The sequence below is a fragment of the Phenylobacterium glaciei genome, from assembly GCF_016772415.1.
Lineage (GTDB): Bacteria > Pseudomonadota > Alphaproteobacteria > Caulobacterales > Caulobacteraceae > Phenylobacterium > Phenylobacterium glaciei.
The window spans coordinates 2,588,612-2,603,457 of the sequence record NZ_JAGSGD010000001.1 but is presented as its reverse complement, the minus strand read 5'-3'; the positions used below and the strand labels follow the sequence as shown (position 1 = coordinate 2,603,457).

General features: G+C 65.2%; 10 protein-coding genes. 9 read left to right on the top strand and 1 reads right to left on the bottom strand.

Annotated features, from left to right (window positions below):
- Window positions 1-2: 2 nt before the first annotated feature.
- From nusG to rpoC, 9 genes are all read left to right on the top strand, one after another.
- Window positions 3-575, top strand: coding sequence for a transcription termination/antitermination protein NusG (nusG, locus tag JKL49_RS12795; RefSeq protein ID WP_215340985.1), 573 nt, complete (start codon window positions 3-5; stop codon window positions 573-575).
- A 112-nt stretch (window positions 576-687) separates the two neighbouring features.
- Window positions 688-1,119, top strand: coding sequence for a 50S ribosomal protein L11 (gene rplK, locus JKL49_RS12790; protein ID WP_215340984.1), 432 nt, complete (start codon window positions 688-690; stop codon window positions 1,117-1,119).
- Between the two features lie 3 nt (window positions 1,120-1,122).
- Entirely contained in the window at window positions 1,123-1,812 is a 690-nt protein-coding gene (gene rplA, locus JKL49_RS12785; RefSeq protein ID WP_215340983.1) for a 50S ribosomal protein L1, read from the top strand.
- 127 nt (window positions 1,813-1,939) lie between these two features.
- Window positions 1,940-3,508, top strand: coding sequence for an alkaline phosphatase D family protein (locus JKL49_RS12780; RefSeq protein ID WP_215906469.1), 1,569 nt, complete (start codon window positions 1,940-1,942; stop codon window positions 3,506-3,508).
- Between the two features lie 337 nt (window positions 3,509-3,845).
- Window positions 3,846-4,361 (top strand): 50S ribosomal protein L10, encoded by a 516-nt coding sequence (rplJ, locus tag JKL49_RS12775; protein ID WP_215340982.1) that lies wholly within the window; start codon window positions 3,846-3,848, stop codon window positions 4,359-4,361.
- 45 nt (window positions 4,362-4,406) lie between these two features.
- Window positions 4,407-4,790, top strand: coding sequence for a 50S ribosomal protein L7/L12 (gene rplL / locus JKL49_RS12770; protein WP_215340981.1), 384 nt, complete (start codon window positions 4,407-4,409; stop codon window positions 4,788-4,790).
- 135 nt (window positions 4,791-4,925) lie between these two features.
- Window positions 4,926-5,366 (top strand): hypothetical protein, encoded by a 441-nt coding sequence (locus tag JKL49_RS12765; protein ID WP_215340980.1) that lies wholly within the window; start codon window positions 4,926-4,928, stop codon window positions 5,364-5,366.
- Window positions 5,367-5,658: 292 nt separating this feature from the next.
- The gene (gene rpoB / locus JKL49_RS12760; protein WP_215340979.1) at window positions 5,659-9,747 is read left to right on the top strand and encodes a DNA-directed RNA polymerase subunit beta; all 4,089 of its coding nucleotides are present in this window, start codon (window positions 5,659-5,661) and stop codon (window positions 9,745-9,747) included.
- A gap of 92 nt (window positions 9,748-9,839) precedes the next feature.
- Window positions 9,840-14,033 carry a DNA-directed RNA polymerase subunit beta' gene (rpoC, locus tag JKL49_RS12755; protein ID WP_215340978.1) on the top strand — a complete coding sequence of 1,398 codons (4,194 nt, stop codon included), beginning with the start codon at window positions 9,840-9,842 and terminating at the stop codon, window positions 14,031-14,033.
- A gap of 73 nt (window positions 14,034-14,106) precedes the next feature.
- Here rpoC and JKL49_RS12750 read toward each other — a convergent pair whose 3' ends face one another.
- Complete coding sequence (locus JKL49_RS12750) at window positions 14,107-14,679, bottom strand: hypothetical protein (RefSeq protein ID WP_215340977.1); 573 nt, start codon at window positions 14,677-14,679, stop codon at window positions 14,107-14,109.
- Between the last annotated feature and the right edge of the window lie 167 nt (window positions 14,680-14,846).

Genomic DNA, 14,846 nt, shown 5'->3' with positions numbered 1-14,846 from the left:
AAATGAACGCTGAAGCCCCCGAAGTCGCCGTCGCCGCTAACCCGCGCCACAAGTGGTACATCGTCCACGCCTACTCGAACTTCGAGGGCAAGGTGAAGGACTCCATCCTGGAGCAGGCCAAGTCCCAGGGGCTGGAGGAGAACTTCTCCGAAGTCCTGGTGCCCACCGAGGCCGCCACCGAGATCCGCCGCGGCCGCAAGATCGATGTCCAGCGCAAGTTCTTCCCCGGCTACGTCCTGGTGAAGATGGAGCTGACCGACGAGGCCTACCACCTCATCAAGAACACCCCGAAGGTCACCGGTTTCCTGGGCAGCCAGAACAAGCCGCAGCCGGTCTCGGAAAAGGAAGTCGCCCGGATCATCGGCGCCATCGAAGAAGGCGTCGAGCGGCCCAAGCCCACGATCCAGTTCGAGATCGGGGAACAGGTCCGCGTCACCGACGGTCCGTTCGCCAGCTTCAACGGCTCGGTCGAGCAGGTTGACGAGGAACGCTCCCGCCTGCGCGTGACGGTGTCCATCTTCGGACGCGCCACGCCGGTCGAGCTCGAATACAGCCAGGTCGAAAAGACGACCTGACTGCGAACCGCCTTTTCCCGCACCCGCGGGGAGGGGCTCTTAAAACCGTGGGAGGCCCAGCCAGGGCCGGACCACGGCTCAACAGACCGGACGTCCGGTCACAGAGGAGAGCATGGCCAAGAAAATTCTGGGCTATATCAAGCTGCAGGTGTCCGCGGGCTCCGCCACACCTTCGCCGCCCATCGGGCCGGCGCTGGGTCAGCGCGGCGTCAACATCATGGGCTTCTGCAAGGAGTTCAACGCCCGCACTGAGAAGGAAGTCAAAGGCACGCCCCTGCCGACGATCATCACCGTCTATCAGGACAAGTCCTTCACCTTCATCACCAAGACCCCGCCGGCGACCCACTTCATCAAGCAGGCCCTGGGCCTGAAGTCGGGCTCCAAGCTGCCCGGCCGCGACGTGGCCGGCTCGATCTCGCGCACGCAACTGCGCGACATCGCCGAAAAGAAGATGAAGGACCTCAACGCCAACGACGTTGAAGCCGCCGCCAAGATCATCGAGGGCTCCGCCCGTTCGATGGGTCTTGAGATCGTGGAGGCCTAAGAGATGCCTAAGCAAGCCAAACGCATTCAAGCCTGGACCGGTGACCGTCTCGCCAATCACGCCGTCACCGACGCCGTGAAGCTGGTGAAGGCCAACGCCACCGCCAAGTTCGATGAAAGCATCGAGATCGCCGTCAACCTGGGCGTTGACCCGCGTCACGCCGACCAACAGGTCCGCGGCGTGGTCAGCCTGCCCTCCGGCACCGGCCGCGACGTCCGCGTCGCCGTCATCGCCAAGGACGCCAAGGCGGCTGAAGCCACCGCGGCCGGCGCCGACATCGTCGGCGGCGAAGAGCTGGTGGAACGCATCCAGGGCGGCTTCATGGAGTTCGACCGCGTGATCGCCACGCCCGACATGATGGCCCTCGTTGGCCGTCTGGGTAAGGTGCTGGGCCCCCGTGGCCTGATGCCGAACCCGCGCGTCGGCACGGTGACCCCCAACGTCGGTCAAGCCGTGAAGGACGCCAAGGGCGGCGCCATCGAGTTCCGCACCGAGAAGACCGGGATCATCCACGCCGGCATCGGCAAGGCGAGCTTCACCGAAGACGCCCTGCTGGCCAACGTGCGCGCCCTGGTCGATGCTCTTAACAAGGCCAAGCCCTCGGGCGCCAAGGGCATCTACATCAAGCGCATCAGCCTCTCGTCCACCATGGGCCCGGGCTTCCGCGTCGACACCAACTCCGTCGGCGTCTGAATCCTATCAAGCTGATTGAACTTCGGCGGGCGGGTCCTTCACGGGACCCGCCCGTTTCTGTTTGGTGTTGGCGTTCTGTCGTGATCGACGCCTAGTCTCTTCCTTAAGTTACGGGGGAGGGCTGCTCATGAGCCTCTACATTCCATCCATGGCGCGCCGCCAGCTGCTGCGCGGCGCCGCCAGCCTCGCGGGCCTGGCCCTGGCGCCGGCCGCTATCGGCGGGGCGGTGCTGGCCGCGCCGTCCCTGGCCGACAATCCCTTCAGCCTCGGCGTCGCTTCGGGCGAGCCCACCGCCAACGGCGTTGTGCTCTGGACCCGCCTGGCGCCCAAGCCGCTTCAGCCCGACGGCGGCATGCCGCCCGAGCCTGTCGCGGTGCGCTGGGAGATCGCCGAGGATCAGGCGATGCGGAAGCTCGTCCGCTCCGGCAAGGCGCTCGCCGCCCCCAATGCCGGCCACTCCGTCCATGTCGAGGTGGCGGGCCTGAAGGCGGGTCGCGAGTACTGGTATCGCTTCACCGCCGCCGGAGCCCAGAGCCCTGTGGGCCGCACCCGCACGGCCCCGGCCAGGGGCGCGCAAGTGGACCGCCTGCGCCTCTGTTTCGCATCGTGCCAGAAGTACGAGGCGGGCTTCTACTCGGCCCACGCCCACATGGTGGAGGAGGCGCCGGACCTGATCCTCTTCCTCGGCGACTACATCTATGAGGGTGCGCCGGGCAGCAAGGGCGCGGTGCGGCTGCACGCCAATCCCGAGCCGAAGGATGTCGCCGGCTACCGGGTGCGCTACGCCAGCTACAAGACCGACCCCCTGCTGCAGGCCGCCCACGCCGTTGCGCCCTGGATGGTGACCTGGGATGACCACGAGGTCTCCAACGACTATGGCGGCGACCACGACCAGGACGGGGTTTCCGGCGAGACCTTCCTGCGCCGCCGCGCCGCCGCCTATCAGGCCTATTACGAGCACATGCCCCTGCGCCGGCGGACGATTCCGGTGGGACCCGACATGCTGCTGTACCGCAGACTGGACTGGGGAACCCTTGCTCAGATCCAGGTGGTGGACGATCGCCAGTATCGCGACGGCAAGCCTTGCCAGCCGCCGGGCCCGCCTCATCGCGGCAAGCTGATCGGCGACTGTGAGGAACGCCGCGATCCGGCCCGCTCCATCCTGGGTCAGACCCAGGAGGCCTGGCTTATGGACAGCCTGGCGACCTCCAAGGCCCAGTGGAACCTGCTGGCCCAGCAGACCCTGTTCTCGGAACTGCAATTGGGGGACCCGGCCAGCCAGGCGACGCGCGCCTACTCCAGCGACGGCTGGGACGGCTACCCCGCCAGCCGCGCCCGCATCCTGCGCCAATGGCGCGAGGCCAAGGTCTCCAACCCCATCGCGCTTGGCGGCGACATCCACGCCTTCGCCGCCGCCGACCTGTGCGAGGCCTCCGATGGACCGGCGGTCGGCGCGGAGTTCGTCGGCGGCTCGATCAGTTCGCTGGGCGGCGGCGAGGGCGCCTACGCCGCCAAGAACCCGCACATCAAGCTGTATGACGGCGCGGTGCGCGGCTACGGCCGGGTCGACCTGACCCCCAAGGACTCCCGGGTCACCTTCCGGGCCGTGGAAAACGCCCTGGTCCCGACCTCTCCGATCCGCGACCTGGCGAGCTTCGCCCTGGAGAACGGCGTCCCCGGCGTCCACCGGATCTGACCCCAAGGTTTGACGCCGGCGCGCGGCTCGTGTAGAGCCCGCCCCTCTAAAGTTTCGCCTCTCCGACAGGGGAGGTGGGCTCGAGGCCTTCGGGTCTCGATCCTGTCCATGAACTGCGGGGTCGCCGGGGTCACCGGGGACCATAACGCGAGGAAGAGCCCTTCCTCAGCCGCGGGGAGACGGGAAGATGACGCCTCATCGACCATTCGCTTCGAATGGGCGCGCAGGCTGCGGCTTCTCTCGGACAGGCTGATCGGCCGCGTGGGTTCCCCGCGCAACGATCATCTATGCGGTCGCCGGAATCGTCCGGTGGCTGGACCTGAGTATGGAGACCGCAATGGACCGCGCTCAAAAGCAGGTGACGATTGAGACGCTCAAGGGCGTCTTCGCCGACGCCGGCGCCGTGGTCGTGACCCACAATCTGGGTCTGACCGTTGCGGAAATGACCGATCTGCGTGGCCGCCTCCGCAAGGAAGGCGCTCACCTGAAGGTGGTGAAGAACACCCTGGCTCAGAAGGCCCTGGACGGTTCGGTTGGCGAGGCGGGCGACGCCCTCTTCACCGGCCCGGTCGCCATCGCCTATGCGCCGGACCCTGTCTCAGCCGCCAAGGTCGCGACCCAGTACGCCAAGGAGAACGACAAGTTCACCATCATTGGCGGCCTCATGGGTCAAGAGGTGCTGGACAAGGCCGCGGTTGGCAATCTCGCCACCCTGCCGTCCCTCGACCAGCTCCGCGGCAAGATTATCGGCCTTCTGCAAGCCCCCGCGACCAAGATCGCCGGCGTTCTGCAGGCCCCGGCCGCTCAGCTTGCCCGCGTCATGTCGGCTTACGCCGCCAAAGACGCCGCCTGATCGTCATTTTCCCCGACAACACCCACTCCCTAAGGAATTATCCAAATGTCGAAGCTTGAAAAACTGGTCGATGACCTGTCCGCCCTGACCGTCCTGGAAGCCTCCGAGCTGTCCAAGCTGCTGGAAGAAAAGTGGGGCGTCTCCGCCGCTGCTCCGGTGGCCGTGGCCGCCGCCGGTGGCGCCGCCGCTGCTCCGGTTGAAGCCGCTGAAGAGCAAACCGAGTTCACCGTTGTTCTGACCGCCGGTGGCGACAAGAAGATCAACGTGATCAAGGAAGTCCGCGGCGTCCGTCCGGACCTCGGCCTGAAGGAAGCCAAGGACCTCGTCGAAGGCGCTCCGCAGAACGTCGTCGAGAACGTGTCCAAGCAAGTCGCCGACGAAGTCGCCAAGAAGCTGACCGAAGCCGGGGCGACCGTCTCGGTGAAGTAAGACTGACGCGCGGTTCGCCGCGCAGCTCAGGCGGGCCCCGGAGAGCGATCTCCGGGGCCCGTTTGCGTTTGGGGCGCCGGTTGATAGGCTCTCGCGATGACTGGTTCAGGTGATGCGGCCGTTGGGAGAAAGGCGTTGATCGCCCTTGGCCTGCTGCTCGCGCCCTTCGGCCTAGCCTATTTCAGCCTGAACCCCAGATTTGGTATGGCAGATGGATTGGCTGGAGATAGTGCGCGCCTGATCGCCGCCGTTATCGTCCCAATAGCAGCGGCCTATTCGGTGTCGGTGATTTTCCCGAGCCTATCCTTTCTTCAGAGCCAACCGATTCCTCGGAACACCTCCCGCCTCATCTCCGCGAGCCGGGTGTTTTTGGTGGCGGTGTTTGGGTGCGGCCTTAGCCTCGTACTTTCTGTCCTGCTCAGCTCGTTTGTATGGTGGCTGGCGGTAGTGCAATTTGGTCGCGAGGGCGGGGCGGTGATCAGTGCGCTGCTGATGATCTTCATGGCGTTGGCAAGTGTTCTCGCCGCGCCGCTGCTGGGGGTTATGTTCGCCAAGCGTGGTCCGGAGGCGAGGTAAGACCGGCCTCGATAATTTCGGCTGCCGGGCACGAACTTTTCGAAGGGGGCTTCACATCCTCTGCGAGAAGGCTTACTTCGGCTCCTTCGCAAAATACGATTCGTCTCACACGCGATTCTTGACGCGCGCCAATGTTCCGAGGCATGGCCCTACGCCCTCCGGCCATGCGAGGGAACGCCCCTGGCGATACAGGGGCTCCAGCGTCCGGCGTCCGCAAGGACGTTCGAGGGTGGACGCGGGATAAAAGACCTGACGCCTGGAAACCGTTCCGGGCGTCGCTCAAGGGAATAAAATGGCGCAATCCTTCACCGGTAAAAAGCGGATCCGTCACTCGTTCGGCCGCATTCCTGAAGCCGTGCAAATGCCGAACCTGATCGAGGTTCAGCGCTCCTCCTACGAACAGTTCCTGCAGCGCGAGACCCGCGCCGGTGAGCGTCGTGACGAGGGCGTGGAGGCGGTGTTCAAGTCCGTCTTCCCGATCAAGGACTTCAACGAACGCGCGGTGCTTGAATACGTCACCTACGAGTTCGAAGAGCCGAAGTACGACGTCGAAGAGTGCGTCCAGCGCGACATGACCTATGCGGCGCCGCTGAAGGTCAAGCTTCGCCTGATCGTCTTTGAAACCGACGAAGAGACCGGCGCCCGCTCCGTGAAGGACATCAAGGAGCAGGACGTCTACATGGGCGATATCCCGCTCATGACGGAGAAGGGCACCTTCATCGTCAATGGCACGCAGCGGGTCATCGTCTCGCAGATGCACCGTTCGCCGGGCGTGTTCTTCGACCACGACAAGGGCAAGACGCACTCCTCGGGCAAGCTGCTGTTCGCGGCCCGGGTGATCCCCTATCGCGGCTCGTGGCTCGACTTCGAGTTCGACGCCAAGGACGTCGTCTTCGTCCGCATCGACCGCCGCCGCAAGCTGCCGGCCACCACCTTCCTGATGGCGCTGGGCATGGACGGTGAGGAGATCCTCTCCACCTTCTACGACACCGTGCCCTACGAGAAGCGCCTGGAGTCCAAGAAGGGCGCAGCCGGCTGGGCCACCCCCTACAAGCCCGAGCGCTGGCGCGGGACCAAGCCGGAATACCCGCTGGTTGACGGCGAGACCGGTGAAGAGATCGCCCCCGCCGGCCAGAAGATCTCGGCCCGTAACGCCAAGAAGTTCGCCGACGCGGGTCTGACGACCCTGCTGCTGCCGCCGGAAGCCCTGGTGGGCCGCTATCTGGCCAGCGACCTGGTGAACCACGCGACTGGTGAAATCTACGCCGAAGCGGGCGACGAGCTCGACCAGCCGCTGATCACGGCGCTGGAAGAGCAGGGCTTCACCACCCTCGACACCCTCGACATCGACGAGGTGACGATGGGGGCCTACATGCGCAACACCCTGCGCGTGGACAAGAATTCGGCCCGCGAGGACGCGCTGTTCGACATCTACCGCGTCATGCGTCCCGGTGAGCCGCCGACGGTGGAAGCCGCCGAGGCCATGTTCAAGTCGCTGTTCTTCGACGGCGAACGCTACGACCTGTCCTCGGTTGGTCGCGTGAAGATGAACATCCGCCTTGAGCTCGATTGCCCCGACGACGTGCGCATCCTGCGCAAGGAAGACGTGCTGGCGGTCCTAAAGACCCTGGTGGGCCTGCGCGACGGCCGCGGTGAAATCGACGACATCGACAACCTGGGCAACCGCCGGGTGCGTTCGGTCGGCGAACTGCTGGAAAACCAGTACCGCGTCGGCCTGCTGCGCATGGAACGCGCCATCAAGGAACGCATGTCGTCGGTCGATATCGACACCGTCATGCCGCACGACCTGATCAATGCGAAGCCGGCCGCCGCGGCCGTGCGTGAGTTCTTCGGATCCTCGCAGCTTTCGCAGTTCATGGACCAGACCAACCCGCTGTCGGAAATCACCCACAAGCGCCGCCTCTCGGCGCTTGGTCCGGGCGGTCTGACCCGGGAGCGCGCGGGCTTCGAAGTCCGCGACGTGCACCCGACCCACTACGGCCGCATCTGCCCCATCGAAACGCCGGAAGGCCCGAACATCGGCCTGATCAACTCGCTCGCCACCCACGCGGTGGTGAACAAGTACGGCTTCATCGAGAGCCCCTACCGTCGCATCAAGGACGGCAAGACGACCGACGAGGTCGTCTACATGTCGGCGATGGAAGAGGCCAAGCACGTCATCGCCCAGGCCAACATCACCCTGAAGGACGGCGTGATCGTCGAGGAACTGGTGGCCGGGCGGGTCAATGGCGAGCCGGGCCTGCTGCCCCGCGACACCGTCGACCTGATGGACGTGTCGCCCAAGCAGGTGGTCTCCGTGGCCGCCTCGCTGATCCCGTTCCTGGAAAACGATGACGCCAACCGCGCCCTCATGGGCTCGAACATGCAGAAGCAGGCCGTGCCGCTCATCCAGTCGGATGCGCCCCTGGTCGGCACCGGCATGGAAGCCATCGTGGCCGTCGATTCCGGCGCTGTCCTGGTGGCGCGCCGCGCCGGCGTGATCGAGCAGATGGACGGCACCCGGATCGTCATCCGCGCCACCGAAGAGAACGACCCGACCAAGGCCGGCGTCGACATCTACCGCCTGCAGAAGTTCCAGCGTTCCAACACTTCGACCTGCATCAACCAGCGTCCGCTGGTGCGCGTGGGCGACCGGGTCAACACCGGCGACGTCATCGCCGACGGCCCGTCGACGGACCTCGGTGAACTGGCCCTGGGCCGGAACACCCTCGTCGCGTTCATGCCCTGGAATGGCTACAACTTCGAAGATTCCATTCTGATCTCCGAGCGCATCGTGCGCGATGACGTCTTCACCTCGATCCATCTCGAGGAATTCGAGGTCATGGCCCGCGACACCAAGCTGGGTCCGGAAGAGATCACCCGCGACATCCCCAACGTCGGCGAGGAAGCCCTGCGCAACCTCGACGAAGCGGGCATCGTGGCGATCGGCGCCGAGGTCCTGCCGGGTGACATCCTGGTGGGCAAGGTGACGCCGAAGGGCGAAAGCCCGATGACGCCGGAAGAAAAGCTCCTGCGCGCCATCTTCGGCGAAAAGGCTTCCGACGTTCGCGACACCTCCCTGCGCCTGCCCCCGGGCGTCGCCGGGACCATCGTGGAAGTCCGCGTGTTCAACCGTCATGGCGTCGACAAGGACGAGCGCGCCATGGCCATCGAACGCGCTGAAATCGACCGCCTGGGCAAGGACCGCGACGATGAGTTCGGGATCCTGAACCGCAACATGACCTCGCGCCTGCGCGAGCTGATCACCGGCAAGACCGCCGTCTCCGGTCCCAAGGGCCTGGGCCGCGGCGAAGTCACCGCCGACAAGCTGGAAGAGATCGCGCCCGGTCTGTGGTGGCAGATCGCCCTGGACGACGAAAAGGCCATGGGCGAGCTGGAGGCCATGCGCCGCCAGTTCGATGAGGCCCGCAAGCGCCTGGACCGTCGCTTCGAGGACAAGGTCGACAAGCTGCAGCGCGGGGACGAACTGCCCCCCGGCGTGATGAAAATGGTCAAGGTCTTCGTGGCCGTGAAGCGCAAGCTTCAGCCCGGCGACAAGATGGCCGGCCGTCACGGCAACAAGGGGGTTATCTCCAAGATCCTCCCGATCGAGGACATGCCCTACCTGGCCAACGGCCAGAACGTGGATATCGTGCTGAACCCGCTGGGCGTGCCTTCGCGCATGAACGTCGGTCAGATTTTCGAGACCCACCTGGGTTGGGCCGCCGCCGGCCTGGGCCGTCAGATCGCCGACCTGCTGGAAGCCTGGCAGAACGGCGGCCAGAAGAAGGCCCTCGTCGACCACCTGGTCAGCATCTACGGCAAGGACCAGGAGCTCCCCGACACCGAGGAGGAACTGATCGAGCTGTGTAAGAACCTGTCCAAGGGCGTGCCCTTCGCGACCCCGGTCTTCGACGGCGCCCACATCGACGACATCGAGAACCTTCTCGAAAAGGCCGGCCTGGCCCGTTCTGGTCAGTCCATCCTGTACGATGGCCAGACCGGCGAGCAGTTCAAGCGCCCGGTCACGGTCGGCTACATCTACATGCTGAAGCTGCACCACCTGGTGGACGACAAGATCCACGCCCGCTCCATCGGCCCCTACAGCCTGGTCACTCAGCAACCGCTGGGCGGCAAGGCCCAGTTCGGCGGCCAGCGGTTCGGGGAGATGGAGGTCTGGGCTCTGGAAGCCTACGGCGCGGCCTACACCCTGCAGGAAATGCTGACGGTGAAGTCCGACGACGTGGCCGGCCGGACCAAGGTCTACGAGTCCATCGTCCGCGGCGACGACACCTTCGAGGCCGGGATCCCGGAAAGCTTCAACGTGCTGGTCAAGGAAATGCGTTCCCTGGGCCTGAACGTCGAGCTCGAGAACGGCTAGGCCGGCTTTAAGCCGCCATCGTCAATGCGAGGGGAGGGGCCCGTCAGCTCCTCCCACTTCGCCACTGAAACTGCTGACGAACTGGAATTCAAATGAACCAGGAAGTCCTGAATATCTTCAATCCGGTCCAGGCCGTTCCGACCTTCGACCGTATCCGCATCGCCCTGGCTTCGCCTGAGAAGATCCGCTCGTGGTCCTTCGGCGAGATCAAGAAGCCTGAGACCATCAACTACCGCACGTTCAAGCCGGAACGTGACGGCCTGTTCTGCGCGCGGATCTTCGGGCCCACCAAGGACTACGAGTGCCTGTGCGGCAAGTACAAGCGCATGAAGTACAAGGGCATCATCTGCGAGAAGTGCGGCGTTGAGGTCACCCTGGCCCGCGTTCGGCGCGAGCGGATGGGCCACATCGAACTGGCCAGCCCGGTCGCCCACATCTGGTTCCTGAAGTCCCTGCCCAGCCGCATCTCGATGATGCTGGACATGGCCCTCAAGGACATCGAACGCGTCCTCTACTTCGAGCATTACATCGTCACCGAGCCGGGCCTGACCCCGCTGAAGCAGCACCAGCTGCTCTCGGAAGACGAATACATGCGCTACCAGGAAGAGTTCGGGGACGACAGCTTCACCGCCGAGATCGGCGCCGAAGCCGTCCAGGGCCTGCTGCGCGCCATCGACCTGCCCAAGGAAGCCGACCGGCTGCGTGAGGATCTCCTCACCACCACCTCGGAAATGAAGCTGAAGAAGACGTCCAAGCGTCTGAAGCTGATCGAAAGCTTCATCGAAAGCGGCAACAAGCCGGAGTGGATGATCCTCTCGGTGGTCCCGGTGATCCCGCCGGAACTGCGTCCGCTGGTGCCGCTGGACGGTGGCCGCTTCGCCACCTCCGACCTGAACGACCTCTATCGTCGGGTCATCAACCGCAACAACCGCCTGAAGCGCCTGATCGAACTGCGCGCGCCCGACATCATCATCCGCAACGAAAAGCGGATGCTGCAGGAAGCCGTCGACGCCCTGTTCGACAACGGCCGTCGTGGCCGCGTCATCACCGGCGCCAACAAGCGTCCGCTGAAGTCGCTCGCCGACATGCTGAAGGGCAAGCAGGGCCGGTTCCGTCAAAACCTGCTCGGCAAGCGCGTCGACTATTCCGGCCGTTCGGTCATCGTCGTGGGACCGGAACTGAAGCTGCACGAGTGCGGCCTGCCCAAGAAGATGGCGCTCGAACTCTTCAAGCCCTTCATCTACGCGCGTCTCGACGCCAAGGGCCTGTCGGGCACCGTCAAGCAGTCCAAGCGCATGGTGGAACGCGAGCAGCCCGCCGTCTGGGACATCCTGGACGAGGTTATCCGCGAGCACCCTGTTCTTCTGAACCGCGCCCCCACCCTTCACCGTCTGGGCATCCAGGCCTTCGAACCCAAGCTGATCGAGGGCAAGGCCATCCAGCTTCACCCGCTGGTCTGCGCGGCCTTCAACGCCGACTTCGACGGCGACCAGATGGCCGTCCACGTGCCCCTCTCGCTGGAAGCCCAGCTGGAAGCCCGCGTGCTGATGATGAGCACGAACAACATCCTGTCGCCGGCCAACGGCCGACCGATCATCGTGCCGTCGCAGGACATCGTGCTGGGGCTTTACTACTTGTCGCTGGCCCGTGAAGGCGAGCCGGGCGAAGGCAAGATCTTCGCCGATCTCGGCGAGATCGAAGCCGCGCTCGACCACGGCGTCGTGTCGCTGCACTCCAAGATCAAGGCCCGCCACAGCGAGATGAACGCTGACGGCGTGCTGGAGCGTAAGCTGATCGATACGACGCCTGGCCGGATGAAGATCTCGGCCCTGTTCCCGCACCACCCCGCGGTGGGCCACCGCCTTCTTGAGAAGAACCTCACCAAGAAGGAAATCGGCAATCTGATCGACATCGTCTACCGCCACTGCGGTCAGAAGGCGACGGTCATCTTCGCCGACCAGATCATGGGTCTGGGCTTCAAGGAAGCGGCCAAGGCCGGCATCTCCTTCGGCAAGGATGACATCATCATCCCCGAGCGGAAGAAGCCGATCGTCTCGCAAACCCGCAAGCTGGTGGAAGAGTACGAGCAGCAATACGCCGACGGCCTGATCACCAAGGGCGAGAAGTACAACAAGGTCGTCGACGCCTGGGCGAAAGCCACCGACCGCGTCGCCGACGAGATGATGGCCGAGATCTCGACCCAGCCGAAGGACGAGAACGGCCGTGAGCTGGAGATCAACTCGATCTTCATGATGGCCAACTCCGGCGCCCGCGGTTCGCAGGCCCAGATGAAGCAGCTCGGCGGGATGCGCGGCCTGATGGCCAAGCCGTCCGGCGAGATCATCGAAACGCCGATCATCTCGAACTTCAAGGAAGGCCTGACCGTCCAGGAGTACTTCAACTCCACCCACGGCGCCCGTAAGGGCCTGGCCGATACCGCCCTGAAGACCGCCAACTCCGGCTACCTGACCCGTCGTCTGGTGGACGTGGCGCAGGACTGCATCATCAACGAGGAAGACTGCGGCACCACGCGGGGCATCACCCTGCGCGCCGTGATCGAGGGCGGTGACGTCCTGGTCTCGCTGGGTCTGCGCATCCTGGGCCGCTCCACGGCCGAGGACATCAAGGATCCGGGCACCGGTGAGGTCATCGTTCCGGCCGACACCTATATGGACGAGAACATCTGCGACCTGATCGACAACGCCGGCGTCCCGTCGGTGAAGGTGCGCTCGGTCCTGACCTGCGAAGCCGGCAACGGCGTCTGCGCGACCTGCTACGGCCGCGATCTGGCCCGTGGCACCCCGGTGAACATCGGTGAAGCGGTCGGCGTCATCGCCGCCCAGTCCATCGGCGAACCCGGCACCCAGCTGACGATGCGGACCTTCCACATCGGCGGCACCGCCCAGGTGGCCGAGCAGTCCTTCTACGAAAGCACCAACACCGGCACCGTGAAGCTGGCCGGCGGCAACACCGTCATCGCCCCCGATGGCGAGTTGATCTGTCTGTCGCGGAACCTGCAGATGAGCGTGCAGGTCGACGGCAAGGATCGTGAAACCTACAAGCCGCCGTACGGCGCGCGTCTGAAGGTCCGCGACGGCGAAAAGGTGAAGCGCGGCCAGCGTCTGGCCGAATGGGACCCCTACTCGGTTCCGATCATCACCGAGGTCGGCGGCAAGATCCGCTTCGAAGACCTGGTGGAGAACTTCTCCGTCCGTGAAGAAGCCGATGAAGCCACCGGCATTTCCAACCGCGTGGTCATCGACTGGCGCACCTCGACCAAGGGTTCGGACCTGCGTCCGGCCATGGCGGTCCTGGACGCCGACGGCGCCTATATGCGCATCTCCAACGGCGGTGAGGCCCGTTACCTCCTGCCCGTCGGCGCGATTCTCTCCGTCGGTGACGGCGATGACATCAAGCCCGGTGAAGTGATCGCCCGGATGTCGACCGAAGGCGCCAAGACCCGGGACATCACCGGCGGTCTGCCGCGCGTCGCCGAACTCTTCGAAGCCCGCCGTCCGAAGGATTGCGCGGTCATCGCCGAGATGGACGGCCGCGTCGAATTCGGCCGCGACTACAAGAACAAGCGCCGCATCAAGATCACCCCGGAAGATGGTGGCGAGGCGGTCGAGTTCCTGATCCCCAAGGGCAAGCACATCGCCGTCCACGACGGTGACGTGATCCGCCGCGGTGAGTACCTGATCGACGGCAACCCGGATCCGCACGACATCCTGCGCATTCTGGGCATCGAGGCCCTGGCCGAGTTCCTCGTGGACGAAATCCAGGAAGTCTACCGTCTGCAGGGCGTGCCGATTAACGACAAGCACATCGAAACGATCGTTCGTCAGATGCTGCAGAAGGGCGAGATCCTCGAGCCCGGCGACACCGGCCTGCTCAAGGGCGATCACCTCGACATGACGGACGTCAACGAGGAGAACGCCAAGGCGCAAGCCCGCGGTGGCCGTCCGGCGATCACCCAGCCGGTCCTGCTGGGCATCACCAAGGCGTCCCTGCAGACCCGCAGCTTCATCTCCGCAGCGTCGTTCCAGGAAACGACCCGCGTGCTGACCGAGGCTTCGGTGCAGGGCAAGACCGACACGCTCGAAGGTCTGAAGGAAAACGTGATCGTGGGCCGCCTGATCCCGGCGGGCACGGGTTCGTATCTGCGCAACCTTCAGCGCATCGCCACCAAGCGCGACGAGGCCCTCTCGGCCAGCCGCGAAGAGGCGATGGAGCCGCTGCCGGAAATCATCGCGGTCGACGCCGAGGCCGAGAAGGTCGACGGCTAGATCCGCAAACAGTCCAGTCTGTGTGCGTAAGCGCGGCCCGGGAGCGATCCCGGGCCGTTTGCTATTGGAGCGGCTAGAAGGGGACCGTGGTCTTGTGCCCGGTGTCGCCCAGGCCTGTCAGGCCGCCTGCCGCGTCTGAGTTCGAGAGCCCCGGCGGGATCGGGCCGTTGCGATAGTCCCGATATACCTTCCGCCTGGCCGCGGCGTCGTCCAGCAGAGCCTGCTTGGCCTTGCTGAAGCCCGGCGGGATGTAGGCGGTCTCAGCCGCGCCGTTTCCCAGCCGTTCCAGGCAGGCGTCGCGCTCAGCCTGGCTCATGCCGACACTGGCGATGTTCGCGCAGCCCAGGCCCCGGCGCAGGGCGGCGCTGAGCTGCGGCGTCAGGCTGGGCGGTGTTGGCGCCGGCAGTGCAGGGGGCAGGGCCTGGGGGACCACCAGGGGCGCCACCGAGAGGTCGTCTGGCCGTGAGCGGGCCGGACGGGGGCGGAGCAGCTGGCGAGGCCGGGTGACGTCCTGGGCGGTGGTGACTATGCGCGGGGCGATGGTCACCTCGAAGACCGGGGTGGGTTCATAGCGGCGCGGCTGAGCATGGTTGGCCGCGAGGATCGCCAGGACGCCAAGGTGGCCCAGGACCGAGGCCGCGATCACCCCTCCCGACCTCCAGCGCCTCGCCTTCCGCATCCCTCGTCCCGCCTTTGAAACCTTGGCCATAGGGGGCCGTGGTCCGCGGCGGTTTCATGTCCGAAAGCGGGCAGGGTGAGGCGTGGCGGCCCTTGCGCTCGCAAACGTTGACGACGGGGGGCTTGGCGAGTATG